General features: G+C 64.6%; 18 protein-coding genes. 16 read left to right on the top strand and 2 right to left on the bottom strand.

What is annotated here, in order from left to right; genetic code table 11:
* Positions 1–89: 89 nt before the first annotated feature.
* The 16 genes from QMF81_RS00650 to secA all read left to right on the top strand — a co-directional run bounded on the left by QMF81_RS00650 (position 90) and on the right by secA (position 14,581).
* Positions 90–1,475, top strand: coding sequence for a sigma-54 dependent transcriptional regulator (locus tag QMF81_RS00650; RefSeq protein ID WP_281751049.1), 1,386 nt, complete (start codon positions 90–92; stop codon positions 1,473–1,475).
* A 17-nt stretch (positions 1,476–1,492) separates the two neighbouring features.
* Positions 1,493–2,680: a pyridoxal phosphate-dependent aminotransferase gene (locus QMF81_RS00645; protein WP_281751047.1), complete on the top strand. Its 1,188-nt coding sequence runs from the start codon at positions 1,493–1,495 to the stop codon at positions 2,678–2,680.
* A 79-nt stretch (positions 2,681–2,759) separates the two neighbouring features.
* Positions 2,760–4,214: a signal recognition particle protein gene (ffh, locus tag QMF81_RS00640; protein ID WP_281751045.1), complete on the top strand. Its 1,455-nt coding sequence runs from the start codon at positions 2,760–2,762 to the stop codon at positions 4,212–4,214.
* Positions 4,215–4,244: 30 nt separating this feature from the next.
* Positions 4,245–4,490: a 30S ribosomal protein S16 gene (gene rpsP / locus QMF81_RS00635; protein ID WP_281751043.1), complete on the top strand. Its 246-nt coding sequence runs from the start codon at positions 4,245–4,247 to the stop codon at positions 4,488–4,490.
* Positions 4,491–4,518: 28 nt separating this feature from the next.
* Positions 4,519–4,752 carry a KH domain-containing protein gene (locus tag QMF81_RS00630; RefSeq protein ID WP_281751041.1) on the top strand — a complete coding sequence of 78 codons (234 nt, stop codon included), beginning with the start codon at positions 4,519–4,521 and terminating at the stop codon, positions 4,750–4,752.
* Position 4,753: 1 nt separating this feature from the next.
* Entirely contained in the window at positions 4,754–5,290 is a 537-nt protein-coding gene (locus tag QMF81_RS00625; protein ID WP_281751040.1) for a hypothetical protein, read from the top strand.
* Positions 5,291–5,309: 19 nt separating this feature from the next.
* Positions 5,310–6,581: a tRNA (guanosine(37)-N1)-methyltransferase TrmD gene (gene trmD, locus QMF81_RS00620; protein ID WP_281751038.1), complete on the top strand. Its 1,272-nt coding sequence runs from the start codon at positions 5,310–5,312 to the stop codon at positions 6,579–6,581.
* 48 nt (positions 6,582–6,629) lie between these two features.
* A complete protein-coding gene (rplS, locus tag QMF81_RS00615; RefSeq protein WP_281751036.1) occupies positions 6,630–6,980 on the top strand; it encodes a 50S ribosomal protein L19 in 351 nt (116 codons plus the stop codon).
* Positions 6,981–6,995: 15 nt separating this feature from the next.
* Positions 6,996–7,604 (top strand): ribonuclease HII, encoded by a 609-nt coding sequence (locus QMF81_RS00610; RefSeq protein WP_281751034.1) that lies wholly within the window; start codon positions 6,996–6,998, stop codon positions 7,602–7,604.
* Entirely contained in the window at positions 7,601–8,008 is a 408-nt protein-coding gene (locus tag QMF81_RS00605; protein WP_281751033.1) for a YraN family protein, read from the top strand. Before QMF81_RS00610 ends, QMF81_RS00605 begins: the two co-directional genes overlap by 4 nt.
* A complete protein-coding gene (rsmI, locus tag QMF81_RS00600) occupies positions 7,959–8,783 on the top strand; it encodes a 16S rRNA (cytidine(1402)-2'-O)-methyltransferase (RefSeq protein WP_281751031.1) in 825 nt (274 codons plus the stop codon). The genes QMF81_RS00605 and rsmI overlap by 50 nt, the downstream gene beginning before the upstream one ends.
* Complete coding sequence (locus tag QMF81_RS00595) at positions 8,780–9,505, top strand: PTS system mannose/fructose/sorbose family transporter subunit IID (RefSeq protein WP_281751029.1); 726 nt, start codon at positions 8,780–8,782, stop codon at positions 9,503–9,505. The genes rsmI and QMF81_RS00595 overlap by 4 nt, the downstream gene beginning before the upstream one ends.
* On the top strand, positions 9,502–9,786 hold the full coding sequence (locus QMF81_RS00590; RefSeq protein ID WP_281751027.1) for an HPr family phosphocarrier protein: 285 nt from the start codon (positions 9,502–9,504) through the stop codon (positions 9,784–9,786). The genes QMF81_RS00595 and QMF81_RS00590 overlap by 4 nt, the downstream gene beginning before the upstream one ends.
* Positions 9,786–11,561 carry a phosphoenolpyruvate--protein phosphotransferase gene (gene ptsP / locus QMF81_RS00585; protein WP_281751024.1) on the top strand — a complete coding sequence of 592 codons (1,776 nt, stop codon included), beginning with the start codon at positions 9,786–9,788 and terminating at the stop codon, positions 11,559–11,561. The genes QMF81_RS00590 and ptsP overlap by 1 nt, the downstream gene beginning before the upstream one ends.
* Positions 11,558–12,019 (top strand): SsrA-binding protein SmpB, encoded by a 462-nt coding sequence (gene smpB, locus QMF81_RS00580; RefSeq protein ID WP_281751023.1) that lies wholly within the window; start codon positions 11,558–11,560, stop codon positions 12,017–12,019. Before ptsP ends, smpB begins: the two co-directional genes overlap by 4 nt.
* Before the next feature lie 21 nt (positions 12,020–12,040).
* A complete protein-coding gene (secA, locus tag QMF81_RS00575) occupies positions 12,041–14,581 on the top strand; it encodes a preprotein translocase subunit SecA (protein ID WP_281751021.1) in 2,541 nt (846 codons plus the stop codon).
* A gap of 142 nt (positions 14,582–14,723) precedes the next feature.
* Here secA and QMF81_RS00570 read toward each other — a convergent pair whose 3' ends face one another.
* Together QMF81_RS00570 and QMF81_RS00565 are read right to left on the bottom strand one after the other, a co-directional pair.
* Positions 14,724–15,818: a glycosyl hydrolase gene (locus QMF81_RS00570; protein WP_281751019.1), complete on the bottom strand. Its 1,095-nt coding sequence runs from the start codon at positions 15,816–15,818 to the stop codon at positions 14,724–14,726.
* Entirely contained in the window at positions 15,815–19,099 is a 3,285-nt protein-coding gene (locus QMF81_RS00565; RefSeq protein WP_281751018.1) for a glycosyltransferase, read from the bottom strand. Before QMF81_RS00565 ends, QMF81_RS00570 begins: the two co-directional genes overlap by 4 nt.
* Between the last annotated feature and the right edge of the window lie 6 nt (positions 19,100–19,105).

Genomic DNA, 19,105 nt, shown 5'->3' with positions numbered 1-19,105 from the left:
GACAAAGGCGCAGGCGGGATGCGCGTCTGGGGCGGATGATGCCTCCCTGGCTTGCCAATGTTGCGGCAACTGGCTAGGGATCTGGGCCTATGGCGATGCGGCGTATCCTTTTTGTGTGCCGGCCCCAGCACGTCTCGGGGCTGCATGCTGCCCTCAAGGAGCAGGGGGTGTCCGTAATCTTGGCCGAGGACATGCCCACGGTGACCAAGACCCTGGCCGCCCGTCAGGTGGCCCTTGCGGTGTGCGAGACTGGCCTTCCGGGACTTGCGGCCGCAGAGGTGGTGGCTGCGGCGGTGGATCACGAGGTGCCGGTGGTGGTGGTGGCCGAGCGGGGCAGCGCCGACGAAGTGCGCCAATATCTGGGCCTGGGCGCCCGGGACTATTGGCTGCTGCCGTTGCTTGCCGAAAAACTCCTGGCGGCATTGCCGGAGCCAGGGCCGCCAGCGGCCGTGGGCGCGTCCGCGGCAAGGGCCTTTGGGGCGCCGGTGGTGGTGGGTTCGCATCCGGCCATGGGCCGCATCCTGGCCTTGGCCCGTCAGGTGGCCCGTTCCAAGGCCACGGTGCTGGTGAGCGGGGAATCGGGCACCGGTAAAGAGGTCCTCGCCCGCTATATCCACGCCCATTCCGGCCGCCAGGGGCCTTTTGTGGCGGTCAATTGCGCGGCCCTGCCCGAGCATCTTTTGGAAAGCGAGCTCTTTGGCCACGAAAAAGGGGCCTTTACCGGCGCCATTGCCCGCAAGCTGGGCAAATTCGAGCTCGCCTCCGGCGGCACGCTGCTTTTGGACGAGATCTCGGAGATGGATTTGGCCCTGCAAGCCAAACTCTTGCGCGCCCTGCAGGAGGGGGAGATCGACCGTGTGGGCGGCACGGAATCTGTGGCCGTGGACACCCGGGTGATCGCCACCACCAACCGCAACCTGGAAGAGGCCGTGGCTCAGGGACAGTTCCGTCAGGACCTTTTCTATCGCCTCAATGTGATCCCCCTGCGTCTTCCTCCGCTGCGCGAGCGCGGCGCGGATGTGCTCGAACTGGCGCGGTTTTTTTTGCGCCGCTTCGCCGATACCTATGGCTATCCATCCACCCGGCTTTCTGCGGAGGCCGAGCGCTGGCTGCAGGCCCACCAATGGCCGGGCAACGTGCGGGAGCTGCAAAACCTCATGGAGCGGGCCGTGCTCTTGGCTGCAGGTGGGGCCATCGGCGTGGGACATTTTTTGCTCGACAGCGCTGCTGGGGAAGACGTGCCGGTCATGGAGGGGGAAGCTCCGGTGCAATCCTTGGAATCCGCATCCAGCGAGGGCGCTGGGGACGAGCCCGAGATCATCCCGCTGGAGGAGATGGAGCGCCGTTTGATTTTGAAGAGCCTGCGCTCTACCGGGGGAAATCGTACCAAGGCATCGGAACTTCTTGGAATTTCCGTGCGCACCTTGCGCAACAAGCTCAATGAATATCGGCTTCAGGGCATTGCGGTGCCGTGAGGCGTCGGGGAGGCAGCATGCTCGCTCACGCAGTGGAAGGGTACTTGGCCCGCTCGTCGTGGATTCGCCGCATGTTTGAGACCGGGATCGAACTCAAGCGGCGTTACGGTGCGGATGCGGTGCAGGACTTGAGCCTGGGGAACCCCGACCTCGCGCCGCCCGCGGTGGTGGCCGACGCCTTGCGGGAGCTGGCGGACCATGCCGCTGAACCCTTTGCCTTTGGGTATATGCCCAACGCCGGGTATCCGGAGCTTCGGGCCGCCTTGGCCGAGGCGTTGCGCGCCGAGCAGGGCGTGCCCGTGTCTGCCGACCACGTGCTGGTCACGTGCGGGGCGGCCGGGGCCATCAACGTGGTGCTGCGGGCCGTGCTCAATCCCGGCGACGAGGTTTTGGCCATCGCCCCGTATTTTGTGGAGTATGGCTTCTACGCCGAAAACCATGGCGGCCGCCTGGTGGCGGTGCCGGCCCGCACCCCGGACTTCGGGCTCGACCTTGCGGCTGTGGAGGCAGCGATTTCGGCGCGCACCCGCTGTGTGATCCTCAATTCCCCCAATAATCCCACCGGCCGGGTATATTCGGCCGAGGAGCTGGCGGCATTGGGAGCGCTCTTGGCGCGGGCCGAGGCGCGTCTTGGCCGCCCCATTCTGATCATCGCCGATGAACCGTATCGGTTCCTCACCTATGATGGCGTCCACGTGCCGTCGGTCATGGCCGCGCATCCGCAGAGTGTGGTGGTGAGCTCGTTTTCCAAGAGCTTGGGCCTGGCCGGCGAGCGGGTGGGGTACGTGGCGGTGAACCCAGCCATGCCTGAGGCCGAGATCTTGGTGAACGGCATGATCCTCGCCAACCGTATCTTGGGGTTTGTCAACGCTCCGGCCATAGGGCAGCGCATCCTCATGAAGGCCCTGGGGAGCCAGGTGGATACGGCGGTGTATGCGCGTCGGCGTACCGTCATGATGCGGGTTTTGGACGACGCCGGCATCCGCTACATGCCGCCGCAGGGGGCCTTTTACTTTTTCCCCGAAGCCCCGGGAGGTGACGACGAGGCCTTTGTGCGGGCCTTGCAGGAGGAGCGTATTTTGGCGGTGCCAGGGCGGGGCTTTGGTATGCCCGGGTATTTTCGTTTGGCGTTTTGCGTGGATGCATCCGTGATCGAGCGCGCCCGCGACGGCATGATCCGCGCCGTGGCCCGCGTGCGGGGCTGAAATTTCCCTGGACACTCTTTCTTGACGCATAGGCGCTCTGCGTCTATGCGAGTCTCCCTTTTTGCCTGACGGGAGTGCCATGTTCGATAGTCTGTCCGATCGACTGGAGTCGGTATTCAAGAAGTTGCGCGGCCACGGCCGCCTGGATGAGAAAAACATCCAGGAGGGGCTGCGGGAGGTGCGTCTTGCCCTTTTGGAGGCGGACGTCCATTTTGACGTGGTGCGCGGTTTCGTGGAGCGGGTGCGGCAGCGCGCCTTGGGTCAGGAGGTGCAGGGCAGTCTTACCCCGGGGCAGCAGGTCATCAAGATCGTCCATGAGGAGCTCATCGCGCTTTTGGGGGGCGAACACGAAGGGCTCGCATTTGCGGGCAAGCCTCCGTATGCGGTGATGATGGTGGGGCTGCAGGGGTCGGGCAAGACCACGTCGGCCGCCAAGCTGGCCTTGTTTTTGCGTCGGCGCAAGATGAGCCCGTATTTGGTCCCTGCGGACGTCTACCGTCCGGCGGCCATCGATCAGCTCCGTAAATTGGGGGCGGAGCTGGGGGTGCCGGTGTTTGCCTCCACGGTGGAGATGAATCCCGTGGACATCTGCCGCCAGGGCTTGGCCGAGGCCGCCCGCTTGGGGCACTCGGTGGTGATCTTCGATACCGCGGGCCGGCTGCACGTGGACGAAGCCCTCATGAACGAGTTGGTGGCCATCAAGGCGGCCTGCGCGCCCCAGGAGATCCTGTTCGTGGCCGACGCCATGACCGGGCAGGATGCGGTCACCGTGGCCCAGGCCTTTGACGCCACCCTGGACATCACGGGCGTGGTGCTCACCAAGATGGATGGCGACGCCCGTGGCGGTGCGGCCCTGTCCATCAAGTCCATCACGGGCAAGCCGCTGAAATTCGTGGGTACTGGCGAGCGGCCCAGTGAGTTCGAGGTATTCTACCCGGACCGGATCGCGTCGCGCATCCTGGGCATGGGGGACGTGCTCACCCTCATCGAGAAGGCCCAGAGCACCATTGATGCCAAGGAGGCCGAGCGCATCCAGGACCGCATGCGCAAGGCGGAGTTCGACTTCGAAGATTTTCGCACGCAGATGCGGCGCATTCGCAAGTTGGGCTCCATTGAGGGGCTACTGGCCTTGATCCCGGGTATGGGGAAGCTGCGCAAGCAGCTCCAGGACGTGCGCCTGCCGGACAAGGAAATGGCCAAAGTGGAGGCCATGATCAACGCCATGACCGTGGCCGAGCGCCGCAACCCCAAGATGATCGATACCAGCCGTCGTCAACGCATTGCCCGGGGAAGCGGCGTCACGGTGGCGGACGTCAATGCGCTCATCAAAAATTTCGAGCAGATGCGTGGCCTCATGCAGCAGATGCTCCAAGGCAAGATGCCGACGGCTCCAGGCGGGGCTGCGCCCGGGATGCCGACAATGCCCGGGATGCCGGGGCTCCCTGGGGCAGGTGGAGGGCGCCGCAGCGCCGTGGATCGCGACAAGCTTCGGGAGAAGCGAAAAAAAGAGCGTAAGCAGCGCAAACGCAAGTAAGTATACTACTCATGTGACGAGGAGAAACCAATGGCTTTGAAACTCCGTTTGACCCGTATGGGGTCCAAGAAGAAACCGTTCTATCGTGTGGTGGTCATGGAGGCGCAGTCCCGCCGTGATGGCCGTGCCTTGGCCTATGTGGGCTACTACAATCCCATGACGGATCCGGCGGATGTGAAGCTGGATCTGGATGCCATCAAGTCGTGGATGGAGCGCGGCGCCCAGCCCACGGACACGGTCCGCTCGCTACTCAAGCGCGCTGGCGTGGCGGCATAAACACGCCCGCGGGGGTGGGGAGGCCGGCATGCTCAAGGGACTCGTGGAATTCATCGCCCAGTCGTTGGTGGATCAGCCCGAGGCCGTGACCGTGACCGAAGTGGAAGGCGAGCAGACCACGGTCATCGAGCTTCGTGTCGCCAAGGAAGATTTGGGCAAGGTCATTGGCAAGCAAGGGCGGATGGCGCGCGCTATCCGTACGGTGCTGGCTGCGGCCTCCATGAAGGCCGGCAAACGTTGCGTGCTGGAGATTCTCGAGTAACGTGCCTGGTGGCCTGGAACTCGTGGAGTTGGGCCGGGTGGTGAAGGCGCACGGGCTGCGGGGAGAAATTCTCGTCGCCCCTCATGGCGGCTGTCAGGAGGCCTTGCTCCGGATCTCGCGCGTGTATTTGCGCCGTCAAGACGCCAAAGCCAAACCGTGGCCGGTGCTTGCCTGCCGGATGCACTCCGGTCGGGTGCTCATGGCCGTGGACGGTCTGGATGGCCGGGACAAGGCAGAGCCTTGGCGGGATGCTGCGGTTTTGGGGCGTGCCCGGGATGTGGCTGCGGCGGATCCGCAACGCTGGGGCGCTTTGGCATGGATCGGGGCGACGGTGGAGCTTTCCCAGGGGGAGATCTTGGGGGAACTGCGCTCCGTGGCCTTGGTGGCCGGCCAAGAGCTCTGGACTGTGGTTGGGGCGGACGGGAGCCGGTACGTCCTGCCTGCAGCGCTGCGGGTACAGGCGGTAACCGATCGCTTGGTCATCGATCCCCCCGAAGGGCTTTTGGATCTCTGCCGTCAGGAAGACGGAGTCCCTTGAGGCCTGCGAAGACACCGGTATGCGTTTTACCCTGGTTACCCTTTTCCCGGAATTTTTCGCCTCCCCCCTCTCCTGCGGCTTGCTGGGCCGGGCGGTGGAGCGAGGGCTGGTGCAGGTGGAGTTTCGTAACCCACGGGACTATTCCCAGGACAAGCACCGCCACGTGGATGACCGACCGTATGGCGGCGGCGCGGGCATGGTGATGACCGTGGACCCGGTAGCACGCGCCCTCAAGGACGCCCCCAACGCCCGGCGCATCCTCCTGGCCCCCAAGGGACGACCGCTTACCCAAGCCCTGGCGCGGGAACTTGCCCAGGAAGAAGAGCTCGTGGTGATCTGTGGCCGTTACGAGGGGATCGACGCCCGTTTGGAAGCCCTTTTCCCTATGGAGGCCGTCTCGGTGGGGGATGTGGTCTTGAATGGCGGCGAGAGTGCGGCCTTGTGTCTCCTGGAGGCGGTCTCGCGTTTGGTGCCGGATTTCTTGGGCAAGGAAGAGAGCGCAGAAGAAGAGAGTTTTAGTGCCGGGCTGCTGGAATATCCGCACTATACCCGGCCTGAGGTCTATGCCGGACTCCAGGTGCCGGAGATTTTGCTCTCCGGAGATCACGCCCGCATCCGTGCCTGGCGACGGGAGCAGAGTCTGCGCCAGACGCTTGCCTTGCGCCCCGACTTGCTGGACACGGCCGAGCTCGATCCTGCAGACCAAAGGCTTTTGCAGGGCATGTCCCGGCCGCGCCTGGGGCGCAATCTCTTTGTCGCCTTGGTGCATTATCCGGTGCTCGACAAGACAGGGCGCACCATCGCCACCTCTTTGACAAACCTGGACCTCCACGATATTGCCCGCCTTTCCCGTACCTACGGGCTGGGGGGCTATTGGGTCTGCACCCCCGTGGAGGACCAACAAGCCCTGGCGCGGGAGCTTTTGGCCCATTGGCGGGACGGCGCGGGTGCTGCGGCCAATCCGTGCCGTCGCGAGGCGCTCCGCCTTGTGGACGTGGTTTCCTCGCTGGAGGAGGCGGAGGCGGCGGTGCGTGTGCGTACGGGGCAGCCTCCCCGGATCGTGGTGACCTCTGCCCGGGAAGGCACGACAACGGCATCGGTGGTGCGACAATGGCTCAGCTCCATGCCGGTGCTCCTCGTGTTGGGTACGGGCCACGGCTTGGCCCCGGAGGTCCTCCAGCAGGCGCATGCCTGTCTGCGACCGGTGCGTTTTTTGGAAACGTACAATCATCTCTCGGTGCGTTCGGCAGCCGCCATCATGGTGGATCGGCTGGTGGGCGACCTGGGATAAGTCCCCTCCTGTGCATCGTTGCAGGAGGAGTTTTGAAGGAGAATCAGTATGGACATCATCCGCAACATTGAGAGCGAGCACCTGCGCGCCGATATCCCCTCGTTTCGGCCCGGCGATACGGTGAAGGTCCACACCCGTATCGTGGAAGGCGAGAAGGAGCGTATCCAGATCTTCGAGGGTGTGGTGATTCGTTACAAGAAGGGGACCACGGATGCCTCGTTTGTGGTGCGTAAGGTCTCCGACGGCGTGGGGGTGGAACGTATCTTCCCGCTGCACGCCCCGTGCATCGACCGCATCGAGGTGGTCTCCCAGGGCGTGGTGCGCCGCAGCCGTCTTTTCTACCTGCGCAACCTCAAAGGCAAGGCCGCGCGCATCAAGACCAAGAAGGATTGGGTATAGGCTGCGGGGGCGCCGATGGCCGAGCGTGAAGCCTCTGTCCTGGTGGCAGGGGTGGATGAGGCCGGGCGAGGGTGTCTTGCGGGGCCTGTGGTGGCTGCTGCGGTGCTTGTGCCCGTACCGTGGAGCCTGCCGGGGCTTACGGACTCCAAGAAGCTTTCTCCGCGGCGTCGAGAGTTCCTTGCCCGTCAGATCAAGGCCCAGGCTGTGTCCTGGGCCTTGGGTTTTTCCTGGCCGCGGGAGATTGAGGCCGTCAACATCCTTCAGGCCACCTTGCGGGCCATGGCCCGGGCCGTGGAGGCCTTGGCCATGGCGCCGGCGCGGGTGCTGGTGGACGGCAACCAGGTCTTTCCCGCGCCCATGCCGGTGGAGGCCATTGTGGGGGGGGATGTGTCGGTGCCTGCCATCTCTGCGGCCTCGATCTTGGCCAAGACCTTCCGGGACCGCCTCATGGAGGCCTTGGCGGAGCGCTATCCGGGCTATGGCTTGGAGCGCCACAAAGGTTACGGCACGGCCGAACACCGGGCGGCCATTGCGCGTTTGGGGGCAAGCCCTCTGCACCGCCATACCTTTCGGGGAACGTTCCCGAGGGGCACGCAGCTTCGTCTGCCCGGAGTCGAAAGATGACCTCCATATCTTCCCAGGAGATGGGGCGCCTGGGCGAAGAAGCCGCGGCCCGCTATCTTCAGGGGCTGGGGTGGCGGATTCGGGAGCGCAATTTTCGCGTGCCTGGTGGAGAGATCGATCTTATCTGCCAGGAGGCGGATACCATCGTCTTCGTGGAAGTGAAGACTCGGGCATCTACCCGCCGCGGCACGCCGGGTGAGGCCGTGACCCCGGCCAAGGCGGCGCGTCTGCTTCGGGCCGCGAGCGCATACCTTTCGCAGATCGGGGGCTGGGGGCTCCCGTGCCGGTTCGACTTGGTGGCCGTGGTGGGCTCGCCGCCGCACTTTTCTTTGAGTCACGACCGTCACATCGTGGATGCATCGTATGCTGTGGATCGTCTCCACTCCCCTTGGCAACCGTGGTGATCTCTCGCCGCGGGCCCGGGAAACGCTGGCTGCGGCGCATTTCGTGCTTTGCGAGGACACCCGGCGCACCGGCCAACTCCTTGCCAGCTGCGGGGTGACGGCGCGGGAGCTGGTAAGCCTCCATGAACACAATGAGCGCCAGCGCCTGCCCTCTGTCCTTGCCCGGCTGCAGGCGGGCGAGGACGCCGCCCTGGTTTCCGACGCCGGGACCCCGTTGGTGGCAGACCCAGGCTACCGCTTGGTGGCGGCCTGTTGGCAGACAGGCATCGCCGTGTCGCCGGTACCCGGCCCGTGTGCGGCGCTGGCAGCGCTCACCGCCAGCGGCCTTCCCCCGTACCCTTTTGCCTTTTTGGGGTTTCTGCCGCGAAGGCCGGGTGACGTGGCCGCCGCCCTGGCGCTTTATGCTGCCATTCCTCTGACATTGGTGTGGTACGAGCGCAAAAATCGGGTGCCCGCCTCCTTGCGGATTGCGCATCAGGTGTTGGGAGAAAGGTCCTTTTGTGTCGCCCGGGAATTGACCAAGGTGCACGAGACCTTTATCCATGGCCGGCTTGGCCAGGATGTACCGGAGCTCTCCGAGCTTTTGGGCGAGGTCACGGTGGTGGTGGGCCCGCCGGAGGTAACGCCCGCGGCCTGGGACGCGCCGCGGGTGGCAGCAGAGGCGGCAGCCTTGGCGGCCACGGGCCTTGCGCCCCGGGAAGTGGCCCGGCGGGTGGCCCGGGTTTCTGGTTGGCCTGCCAAGGCGGTGTACCGGATGCTGGTGGAGGAAGCGTGATCCCCAAGAGCCTGTTGTGGCGGACCTTCTGGCGCACTTATTTGGTGGGCGCGGTGTACACCATGCGGGGGCTGCAGAACGTGGGGATGGTGTTTATCCTCCATCCTGCCCTCTGCGCGTTGTATGCCCATGACCCTGCGGCGCTGCAGCGGGCCCGGCATCGGTACTTGGGGCTGTACAATACGCATCCGTGCTGGACGCCGGCTCTGGTGGGCCTTTTTCTCTCCTTGGAGGAGCGTATCGCTCGGGGCCTTCTCGCGCCGCAGGCCTTGGCCGCCGTGCGTTCCACGGTGGTCTTTACCCTTTCGGGGTTGGGAGACGCCTTTTTCAGCGGCGGGGTGTTCGTGCTTTGGGCGCTCGTCCAGTGTTTTTTGCTCGTGCGCGGGTTGTGGTTGTGGGCAGGCGTGTGGACCGTGGCGGCCTTGACCGCGGTGCAGGTCATGAAAATGGTGACATTTTTTCGGGCGTATTCCCGTGGGCTCGCCTTTCTTCAGGACCTCAAACGCTGGGACCTCATCAATTGGGCGCGGCATATCAAGGTGGTGTGCGCGGTGGCGCTGGCGGCGGTGTTGGGCGCGGTGGCAGCCCCTTTGGGGCCGTGGGCCGTGGTGCTGATGGGGACCGGTGCAGGCGTGTCCGGACTGCTCGCCCCGGGCGGCCCGTGGCGCCTGGTCGTGCTGGCAGGCGTTGGGCTGGCGTGGATCGTGGGGCAGTGGGCATGACGCACGCAAACGGATCGTGGACACGTGAGGTGCAGGTGGTCAACACCTTGGGGATCCATGCTCGGCCGGCAGGGAAGATCTGCCAGACGGCGGCCCGCTTTGCCGCGCAGGTGTTTTTGGAGACGGATGCCGGGGCGGTGGATGCCAAGTCCATCCTCGATATCCTCACGCTGGCGGCACCTCAGGGCGCCATGGTGCGGATTCGGGCCCATGGTCCGGACGCCCAGGAAGCGGTGGAGGCCGTGGCGCGGCTTTTTGTGGAACGTTTTGGGGAGGAATGATGGCGCGCCAAGTGCTCTATGGCATCCCCGTGGCTGCAGGCATCGCCGTTGGACGGGCCCATTTTTTGGATCGGGATTGGTTTGCCCGCGCCTCGTACCATCCCATTGCCCCGGATGCCGTGGAGAAGGAGCAGGAGCGTTTGCGGCAGGCCTTTGCGGTGGCCGCCCAGGACCTTGAGCGGGTGCTGGCCGCAGTGCCCGAAGACTTGCGTGACCACGCCGCCATGGTGGAGGCGCATCTGCTTTTGGTGCGCGACCGCAAGCTTCAGGAACAGGCCCTTGCGGCCATCGCTGCGCAGCACATCAACGCCGAATGGGCCCTGGAGCGGGCGGTGGCTGCTGTGGAGGCCACGTTCACGGCCATCGAGGATGAGTACTTGCGCAGCCGCATGCAGGACGTGCGCCAGGCGGCCGAGCGGGTGCTCGGGGTGTTGGTGGGGCAGGCGGGGGCCGCGCCCATGACCCAGCGGGGGGTGCTCCTGGCCCGGGACTTGAGCCCCGCAGATTTGGTGGAGATCGATTTCGCCAAGGTCCTGGCCCTGGCCACGGCTTCGGGCGGCAAGACCTCGCATGTGGGGATCCTTGCCCGATCGCTGCAAATTCCGGCCGTGGTGGGTGTGGAAGGCCTCGACGGCACCTTGGCGGGGGAACTCATCATCCTCGATGGCTTCCACGGCCGGGTGCTCGTGGACCCTGATGAAGACGAGCTTGCCCGCTCTACAGAACTGGCGGCGCGCTTCGACGATTACCAGGCCGTGGTGCTGCGTTCCTGCCATTTGCCGGCCCAGACGCGCGATGGGTTCGAGGTGCAGACCTTGGCCAACATCGAACTTTTCGAAGAAGTGGTGGCGGTGCGCGACTTGGGGGCCGAGGGCATCGGCCTCTATCGCACCGAGTACACGTACATGAACCGGGAGACCCCTCCCAGCGAGGAGGAGCTCGCGGAGCAGTATTTGGATCTGGCAAGCCTCATGGCCCCGCACAAGGTGGTGATCCGCACCCTGGATGTGGGCGCGGACAAACTGACCCCCACCTTGCGCCACCGTCGGGAGGCCAATCCCGCCCTGGGACTTCGGGCCATCCGCTACTGTTTGCACCACCGCGATGTATTCCGGGCCCAACTGCGGGCCATTTTGCGGGCCAGTGTGGTGGGCAATGTGCACCTGCTGCTGCCCATGATTTCCGGCATCGAGGAATTGGTGGAGGTGAAGAAGTTCTACCGCGAGGTACAGCGGGAACTGGCGGCGGAAGGTGTGCCTTTCCGAGAGGATATGCCCTTGGGCATCATGATGGAACTGCCCAGCGCCGTGATGACGGCCGACGTCCTCGCCCAGGAGGTAGACTTTTTTAGTATTGGGACCAATGATCTCATTCAATACACCTTGGGCATCGACCGTACCAACAAGGATGTCTCCGCGCTGTACCAACCGCTCCATCCCGCTATTGTGCGCTCCATCAAGTGGGTCGTGGATTCGGGGCACCGCGCTGGGATCGATGTCTGCGTCTGTGGTGAATTGGCAGCGGATCCATTTTGTGTCCCGGTGCTTTTGGGAATGCGCGTGGACGCCATTAGCCTCAATCCACGGTCCATACCGAGCATCAAACGCTTGGTCCGGCAGACCACCATGGAAGAATGTGACGCCCTGCTCAAGCAGGTCATGGCCAGTCAGTCGGTGGCGCGCAGCAACCGCTTGGTGCGGGAGATGATCTACCGGCATGTCCCCGATGAACTTTTGTTTTCGGTCTCCCTGTTGGGAGAGGAGGTGGGGGGATGAGCGCCAAACCCCAAGGGATCAAGCTGGTGGCGGCCAACCGCAAGGCCCGGCATGAGTATGAGTTCCTCGATTTTGTGGAGGCCGGCCTGGTGCTTTCCGGCTCCGAGGTCAAATCCTTGCGCGAAGGCCGGGTGAACCTGGGCGATGGGTATGTGGTGTTTCACGCCGGTGAGGCGTGGCTGACGGGCGTGCATATCTCGCCCTATCCCAATGCGGGCTATGCCCAGCACGACCCGGACCGGGCGCGCAAGCTGCTTCTGCACCGCCGGGAGATTGCGAGCCTGGCCGCCAAGGTGGAGCAAAAGGGCCTGACGCTGGTGCCCACCAAGATGTATTTCAAAAACGGAAAAATCAAAGTGGAATTGGCGCTTTCCCGGGGCAAGCGCGTGCACGACCGCCGTGAGGAATTGCGGCGTCGGGCCATTGCCCGCGACATGGAGCGGGACTTTGTCCGCTAGCGCGTTCCTGCAAGGAGACGTATGTTTGGATTTTTGACCAAGAAGCTCTTTGGCACCAAAAACGATCGGTATCTCAAATCGCTGCGGCCGTTGGTGGCTGCGGTCAATGAGTGGGAAGCCAAAGTCGCCCCCCTGCCGGATGCGGCGTTGGGCCAGCGGATTGCGGAGCTGCGCGCCGAGGTGGCCCAGGGCCGGGATCTCGACAGCCTGCTCCCCGAGGTCTTTGCCCTCACCCGGGAGGCCGGCCGCCGGGTCTTGGGCATGCGCCATTTCGATGTCCAGATCATGGGCGGCATTACCCTGCACCAAGGCAAGATCGCGGAGATGAAGACCGGCGAGGGCAAGACCTTGGTGGCGACGCTGCCGGTGGTGCTCAACGCCCTCACTGGCCGTGGGGTGCACGTGGTGACGGTCAACGACTACCTGGCCCGCCGTGACGCCCAATGGATGGGACAGATCTACCAGTTTTTGGGGCTTTCGGTGGGGGTCATCGTCCATGGCCTCTCCGACGAAGAGCGCAAGGCCGCCTACGCCGCGGACATTACGTACGGCACCAACAACGAGTTCGGCTTCGACTATCTGCGCGACAACATGAAGTTCTACGCCGAACAATTGGTGCAGCGCGAGCTCCACTTCGCCATCGTGGACGAAGTGGACTCCATCCTCATCGACGAGGCCCGTACCCCGCTCATCATCTCCGGGCCTGGCGACAAGCCCACCGAGCTCTACGCCCGCATCGACGCCATTATTCCTCTGTTGACGCGAGATATCCATTTTAGCGTGGATGAAAAGGCCCGTACCGTGACACTTACGGATGAAGGTGTCGCCCGCTGTGAAGAAATCTTGCAGGTGGACAACCTTTTTGATCCGACGCATATCACCGTGCAGCATCATATATTGCAGGCATTGCGGGCCCATCATCTCTTTGTGCGCGATGACCATTACATCGTCAAAGATGGAAAAGTCATCATCGTGGACGAATTCACGGGCCGGCTTATGCCCGGGCGGCGCTACAGCGATGGACTGCACCAGGCCTTGGAAGCCAAGGAAAAGGTTTCCGTGGAGGCAGAAAACCAGACCTTGGCATCCATTACGTTTCAGAACTATTTCCGCATGTACGAAAAGCTCGCGGGCATGACCGGTACTGCGGACACCGAGGCGGTGGAGTTCCAGCAGATCTACGGGCTGGAGGTGGTGGTGATCCCGCCGAACAAGCCCATGATCCGCATAGATCATCCGGACGTGGTCTACCGCACCCAGCGGGAGAAATATCTCGCCATCGTGGCGGAGATCGAGCGCTTGTACCGCAAGGGCCAGCCGGTCCTTGTGGGCACCACCTCCATCGAAAAATCGGAGATGCTCTCCGGGCTGCTCGCCAAGCGCCGCATCCCGCACGCGGTGCTCAACGCCAAGCAGCACGAAAAGGAGGCCGAGATCGTGGCCGAGGCCGGGCAGCGCGGCCGGGTGACCATTGCCACCAACATGGCGGGTCGCGGCACGGATATCGTGCTCGGCGAAGGGGTGCGCGAGCTTGGGGGGCTTTTTATCCTCGGTACCGAGCGCCATGAGAGCCGGCGCATCGACAACCAGCTGCGCGGCCGCGCCGGCCGTCAGGGCGATCCGGGTGAGAGCCGGTTCTACATCGCCTTGGACGATCCGCTCATGCGGCTCTTCGGCTCGGACCGGATCTCCGGACTCATGGAAAAACTCGGCATGACCGAGGGCGAGTCCATCGAGCATCCCCTCATTTCCCGCTCCATCGAAAACGCCCAGAAGCGGGTGGAGGGCTATAACTTCGAGATCCGCAAGCAGCTTTTGGAATATGACGACGTCATGAACCAGCAGCGTGAGGTCATCTACTCGCTGCGTCGCGAGGTCATGACCGCCCCCCATTTGGACGGTTTGCTTGCGGAGTTCCTCGACGATCTTTTGGACGCCTTGTACGAGCCGTGGGAAAATCGCCGCCGCGGCGACGACGAGGCGGAGATTCAGGCCCAGGTGGCGGCCAAGGTGGATGAGATCCTGGCCATCCGTCGGGCCATGCCCTTGGAGGACGGTGCGGCGGTGCCCGAGACTGCGGTGTTCGTCCCCCGGGAGCAGGCGAAGGCCCTGGTGGAGCGCATTCTGGATGCGCACCGGCAGGCCGCGCCGGACCACTACCAGGAGATCGTGCGCTTCTTTGTCCTCGATACCTTGGACCGCGCCTGGAAGGAGCATCTGCTCCAGATGGATTACCTCAAGGAGGGCATCGGCCTGCGGGGCTACGCCCAGCGTGACCCCAAACAGGAGTACAAGCGCGAGGGCTTTGAGCTCTTCGAAGACATGCTCTTTCGCATCCGCGAAGGCTCGTTGCGGGCCCTCACCCACCTCAAAGTGGAGGTCACGGTCCCGCAGGAGCTGCGCCACGAAGAGACCCAGGCGGTGCAGTATCAGGCCCCGGGCGATGAGGCCGACGCGCGGCCCCAGACCCAGCGCCGCGCCGAACCCAAGGTGGGACGCAACGACCCCTGTCCGTGCGGCAGCGGCAAGAAATACAAGAAGTGCTGCGGCCAGGGTGCGTAGCCCTGGATGCTCTCGGGGCGGAAGCCTCGTCGCAAAAGTTCGGGCCGGGTTTTCCCGGCCCGAACTTTTTGGGGAGCTGTCTGGGGAGGGGGTGACGCGGGGCGTCCTGCAGCGGGGAGCCGCCCGGTGATGTCCGGCATCGCTAGGGCGTCTTCCAGATGGGGCGGGCAAGCCACAATGGATCGGCGATGCCTTGGCGGAAGGCATCGAGGGATGCGCGGGAGGAGTTGACGCGGAGATTGGAGTGGCGGCCATCGCTATTTTCCCAGCGTTCGTGCCAGAAGACCGCACCCATGAGCCGGGGATAGGCGCGGGGCAGGAGCGCAAGGGCTTCGCGCAGATAGCTTGCCTTGTCGCCAGAGGCGGGAAATTCTCCGATCCCCCATTCGGCCAGGAGGATCGGTTTGTGGGGATGGATGGCGGCGAGCGCAGGATAGAAAGGATCGATGGTTTTTCGGAAGGGAATCCAGCCGCCTGGGCCGGGATACTGTTTCCCGTAGGCACTCATGGCGAGGATGTCCACGTAGTCGTCGCCAGGGTCGTAGGCTGCCGGTTGGTTCCAGGGGGCATCGGGGTTGGAGGTGTTGTTGACGTGAAAGACCCAGCGGATGTTCTTCGCCCCTTGGGCTCGGGCCAGGTCCACCACGTGGCGGTAGGCGCGGATATAGGCATCGGGCCCGGCCCATGGGGAAAAGGCGCCGGGGGCGGTGGGGGTGCCTGCCCCATGGAAGATGCCGGACCACGGAAACCACTCGCCGTTCATCTCGATGCCGAAGGCCACCAAGATGGGGCGGCGGGTGGCTGCGGCAGCTTTGGCCCAGCGGCGGATGTAGTCGTCCCACTGGCCCTGGATGATGGCGTGCAGGGAGTATGGGTTGGGGGCATTGAGCCCAGGGAAGGGATATTCCCAGGGGGACCAGTAGATGAGGGGGACCATGCCGCGGTGGTGGGCGATGCGCACCTGGGCCTCGGGAAAGGTGTTGCGGCCCCAGTAGCTCGAGAAGGCGAGAATGGCCACGCGCTTGCCCACCATGGTTTCGAAGGCGGCGATACTCTCGTGCGAGACGTCATCTTCCGCCGGCCCGGCATCGATGTAGGCCCCAAAGTAGATGCCTTGCGGGGGGATGGCCAAGGTGGCGTTTTCGGGCACAGTTTCCGTTCGGCCAAGGGCGGGCCCAAGGAGGCTCGCGATCATGGCGATCCAAAATCCAGCGATGGCAGCATGGGTTCGGCTCATGAGGTGCTCCGGGCAAGGGTGATGGCGTGACGCTCGGCCTTGGTCCAGCCTTGCCAGACTCCCCGAGCCATGGCGATGGTGGCTTTCCATGCCGCCCAGGCAAGAAGCGGTCGGTAGACAAGGCGCATGGGGATGACCTGCCAGGCATCCCGCAGACGTTCCCCTTCGACGCAGAGGGCAAAGGCCGCCAGGCTCAAATCCAAGAGCAGAAACACGGTAAGGGCGAGGGCTGCCGCGGTGGTGACGCCTGAAGCGGCGCTCAGAATCAGGCCAAGGTCGAGCAAAGGACCTCCAAGCACCAGCACTATCTGGAAAAACCACGTCCCGGGCATGGTGAAGAGCCCCAGGCCGCGCAGCCGGGTATCGCCCATGGCGGCGCGGTGTTTCCAGAGCGCCTGCATGGTGCCGAAGGCCCAACGGAAGCGTTGTCGAATGAAGGAGGACATATCGGCGGGGACTTGGGTCCACGCCACGGCCCGGCCTTGATGCCGCACGCGCCAGCCGGCGCGCTGCAGGGCGATGGTGGCGTCGGTGTCTTCGGCCAGGGTATCGGTGGCAAAGCCGCCAATGGCGGTCAGGGCCGCTTTGCGCCAGGCGCCGATGGCGCCGGGGACCACCAGGATGCCGTCGATGTGGTGGCAGGCGCGGCGCTCCAGGTTGAAGCCGCAGAGGTATTCCAAATCCTGCCAGCGGGTAAGGGCCCGGTGTCGGTTGCTGGCCCGGGCCGTGCCGGAGACCGCGCCAACGCTTGGGTCATGAAAGTACGCGGCAAGTTCTCCCACTGCCCCTGGGGCCAGTTGCGTATCGGCATCGAGCATCACGAGCACTTCGTGGCGGGCTGCGGCGATGCCTTGGTTAAGCGCGGCTGCCTTGCCCCCATGCGGCAGGCGCAGCACCCGCAGTCGAGGGTCGCCTTGACCGGCCTTTTGGGCGGCCTCCGCAGTGCCGTCAGAGCTGCCGTCGTCGAGGATGAGGACTTCGATTCCTGGGGAATGTTCTTGTTCCAGGAGACTTTGGACTGTGGCGCCAATGGTCAGGGCCTCGTTGTGCGCAGGCACCAGGATGGATACCGGCAGGGGCCAGGGGGTGTGTGGTGTTTCCCGGCGGATCTGCCAGGTGGCGAGGACCAGGAGCACCATGGTGCGCACGAGCACGAGCACCGTGCATCCTGCCACCACCCACCACAGGCCCGTTTCCAGTATGCGCCACAGGGAAAACCCGATCCCTGCCACCACGGTGTCGGGTGCAGGCGGCGCCGGAGGGGCCAGGGCAGCGGCATCGGTATTGAGGAGCTCCCACACGGGCACGACTTGCCCGCCGCGGTCGCGGATGGCTTCGAGGATCTGGGGGAGCGCGGCTACGGTTGCGCTGCGGTCGCCACCGCCGTCATGCAGCAGGAGCACGCGGCCTTGGCTCAGTTGCTCCGCCACACGCAGGGCGATCTCCTGGGCTTCGGGCCGTTCGTAGTCACGGGGGTCGATGCTTTGGCCAAGCACGATGAGCCCTTGTTTCTGGGCGCGCACGAGTGCCGTGAGTTCTTCTCGGGTGGCTGGGAGCGAATCGCGCAGATACGGAGGCCGGAAGAGTCGGGGCGAGCGGCCGGTAAGGGTTTCGATGATCCTCGTGGTGGAGACGAGTTCCAAGGCGGCATGGGGGCCGGATATGCGGGCGATATCCGGGTGGAAGAAGCTGTGGTTGGCGACCAGGTGCCCTTCGTCGGCCATGCGGCGGATGAGTTCGGGGTAGCGTTCGGCATTTCTGCCGGTGACAAAAAAGACCGCAGGAACGCGCCATTTCTTGAGGATGTCCAAGATGGCCGGGGTCCAGCGGGGATCTGGGCCGTCGTCGAAGGAGAGCACCACCTGGCCAGGCATCGTGGATGCGCCGGAATGCACCACCGTGGCGCAGCGGGGCAGCAGGACGAAGCGGGACTTCCATGTGCCGTCCGCAAGCGGGACGAGTTCCCGCAGGCCCGGGGTTTCCTCGTCTTCAGCCAGGATGCTGTCGCCTTCGCCCACGTGGGCCACTCGTCCCTCTGGGGCGATGGTGGTCGGCGGCTCGCCTGGCTGGTCCCAGACGATGCTCCACACCCCCGGGTCTTCGGTGCCAAGGCGGTAGAGAAGGATACCGCTCACCCCGCGGGATAAGGCATACTTCACCTGATTGACGAAGGTGACCACGTCCTGGAACCAGACGATGCGCTCCTCGCCGTTGACGTCGTACCGCAAGCCTGGCTGCAGCAGGGGAAGGTCCATGGTGAGCTGGGGGCTGTCGGCGCGGCGGGCCCGCTCCATGGCATCGACGAAGGAGATTTCTTTGCCCGCGCCTTGGGGCTGCCATTCGTAGCCGTGGTTGCCGATGGCGATGATCCACTGCTCGGGCTGGCCGCCTTTTTCCAGCAGGGCGTCGAGCCATCCTTGGAACCATGGCTGCGAGGCGATGGGGCCGGGCGGTTCATCCGCTGCGGTCTCGGTGTGGAGGAGGGCTATGAAACGGTCCACCGAGGAGGCCAGGGCGGCGCAGGACAGGGCGTTGGCATCCCGGGAAGCCGGCACGGCGAGCCACAGCTCTCGGCCTTGGGCGTGGAGAGTTTGCGCCATGCTGCAGATGAGGGCGGTGATGCTCTCGGCGAGGTCCGGATCCAGACCTTCGAAGTGGAGCACCAGCCCTCGAGCCCGGACTCGCTCCATTTCTGCCCATACCGGCGCGAGGACTTCCGCCTGGCGGGCGGGCGAGGAGCGGGCCAATTCTTCCACGGCCTCGGGCTGCCATCGGTCCTGCGCGAGATTGTTGAGTACCAGATAGATGCCGAGCGCTTCGTCGGCGCTGGAGAGTGTATCCAAACGCTCGTCAGATTCCATGCGCACATGGCCCTCGACGTCCACAAGGCTCATCCATTCTACGACCACGGCATCGAGATCGCTGGTGTGCCTGCGCAGGACATCCCAAGCGCGGGTATCCCATGGAGCATGCCATGCCACGCGCATGGTCGCGGCGGGTTTTCGTACGCCCGCGGACAGGGACGGCGGCGTGTGGACAGCAGGCCAATCCGGCCGCAGGGGCGCCTCGGTAATGGGGGTTCCGTGGTTGAAATGCGGCGTATGCAAGGGGAGCGGCGCCAGCGGGGACGGATGCAGGATCGCCTGGATAAAGATCCCCAGGGCGACGATACAGACCGTCACGGCAAGGCCAAGACCCAGGCGGATGCGGCGCCACCTGCGGCCTTGGGGATCCAGAAAGACGAACGGCCCGGGAGTCGGGCCGTGAGAGGAGGGCGTCATGAAAAG

It is taken from the genome of Thermodesulfomicrobium sp. WS, assembly GCF_027925145.1.
Classification (GTDB): domain Bacteria; phylum Desulfobacterota; class Desulfovibrionia; order Desulfovibrionales; family Desulfomicrobiaceae; genus Thermodesulfomicrobium.
The sequence above is the reverse complement of the archived record's forward strand: the minus strand, read 5'-3'. Positions and strand labels throughout refer to the sequence as shown.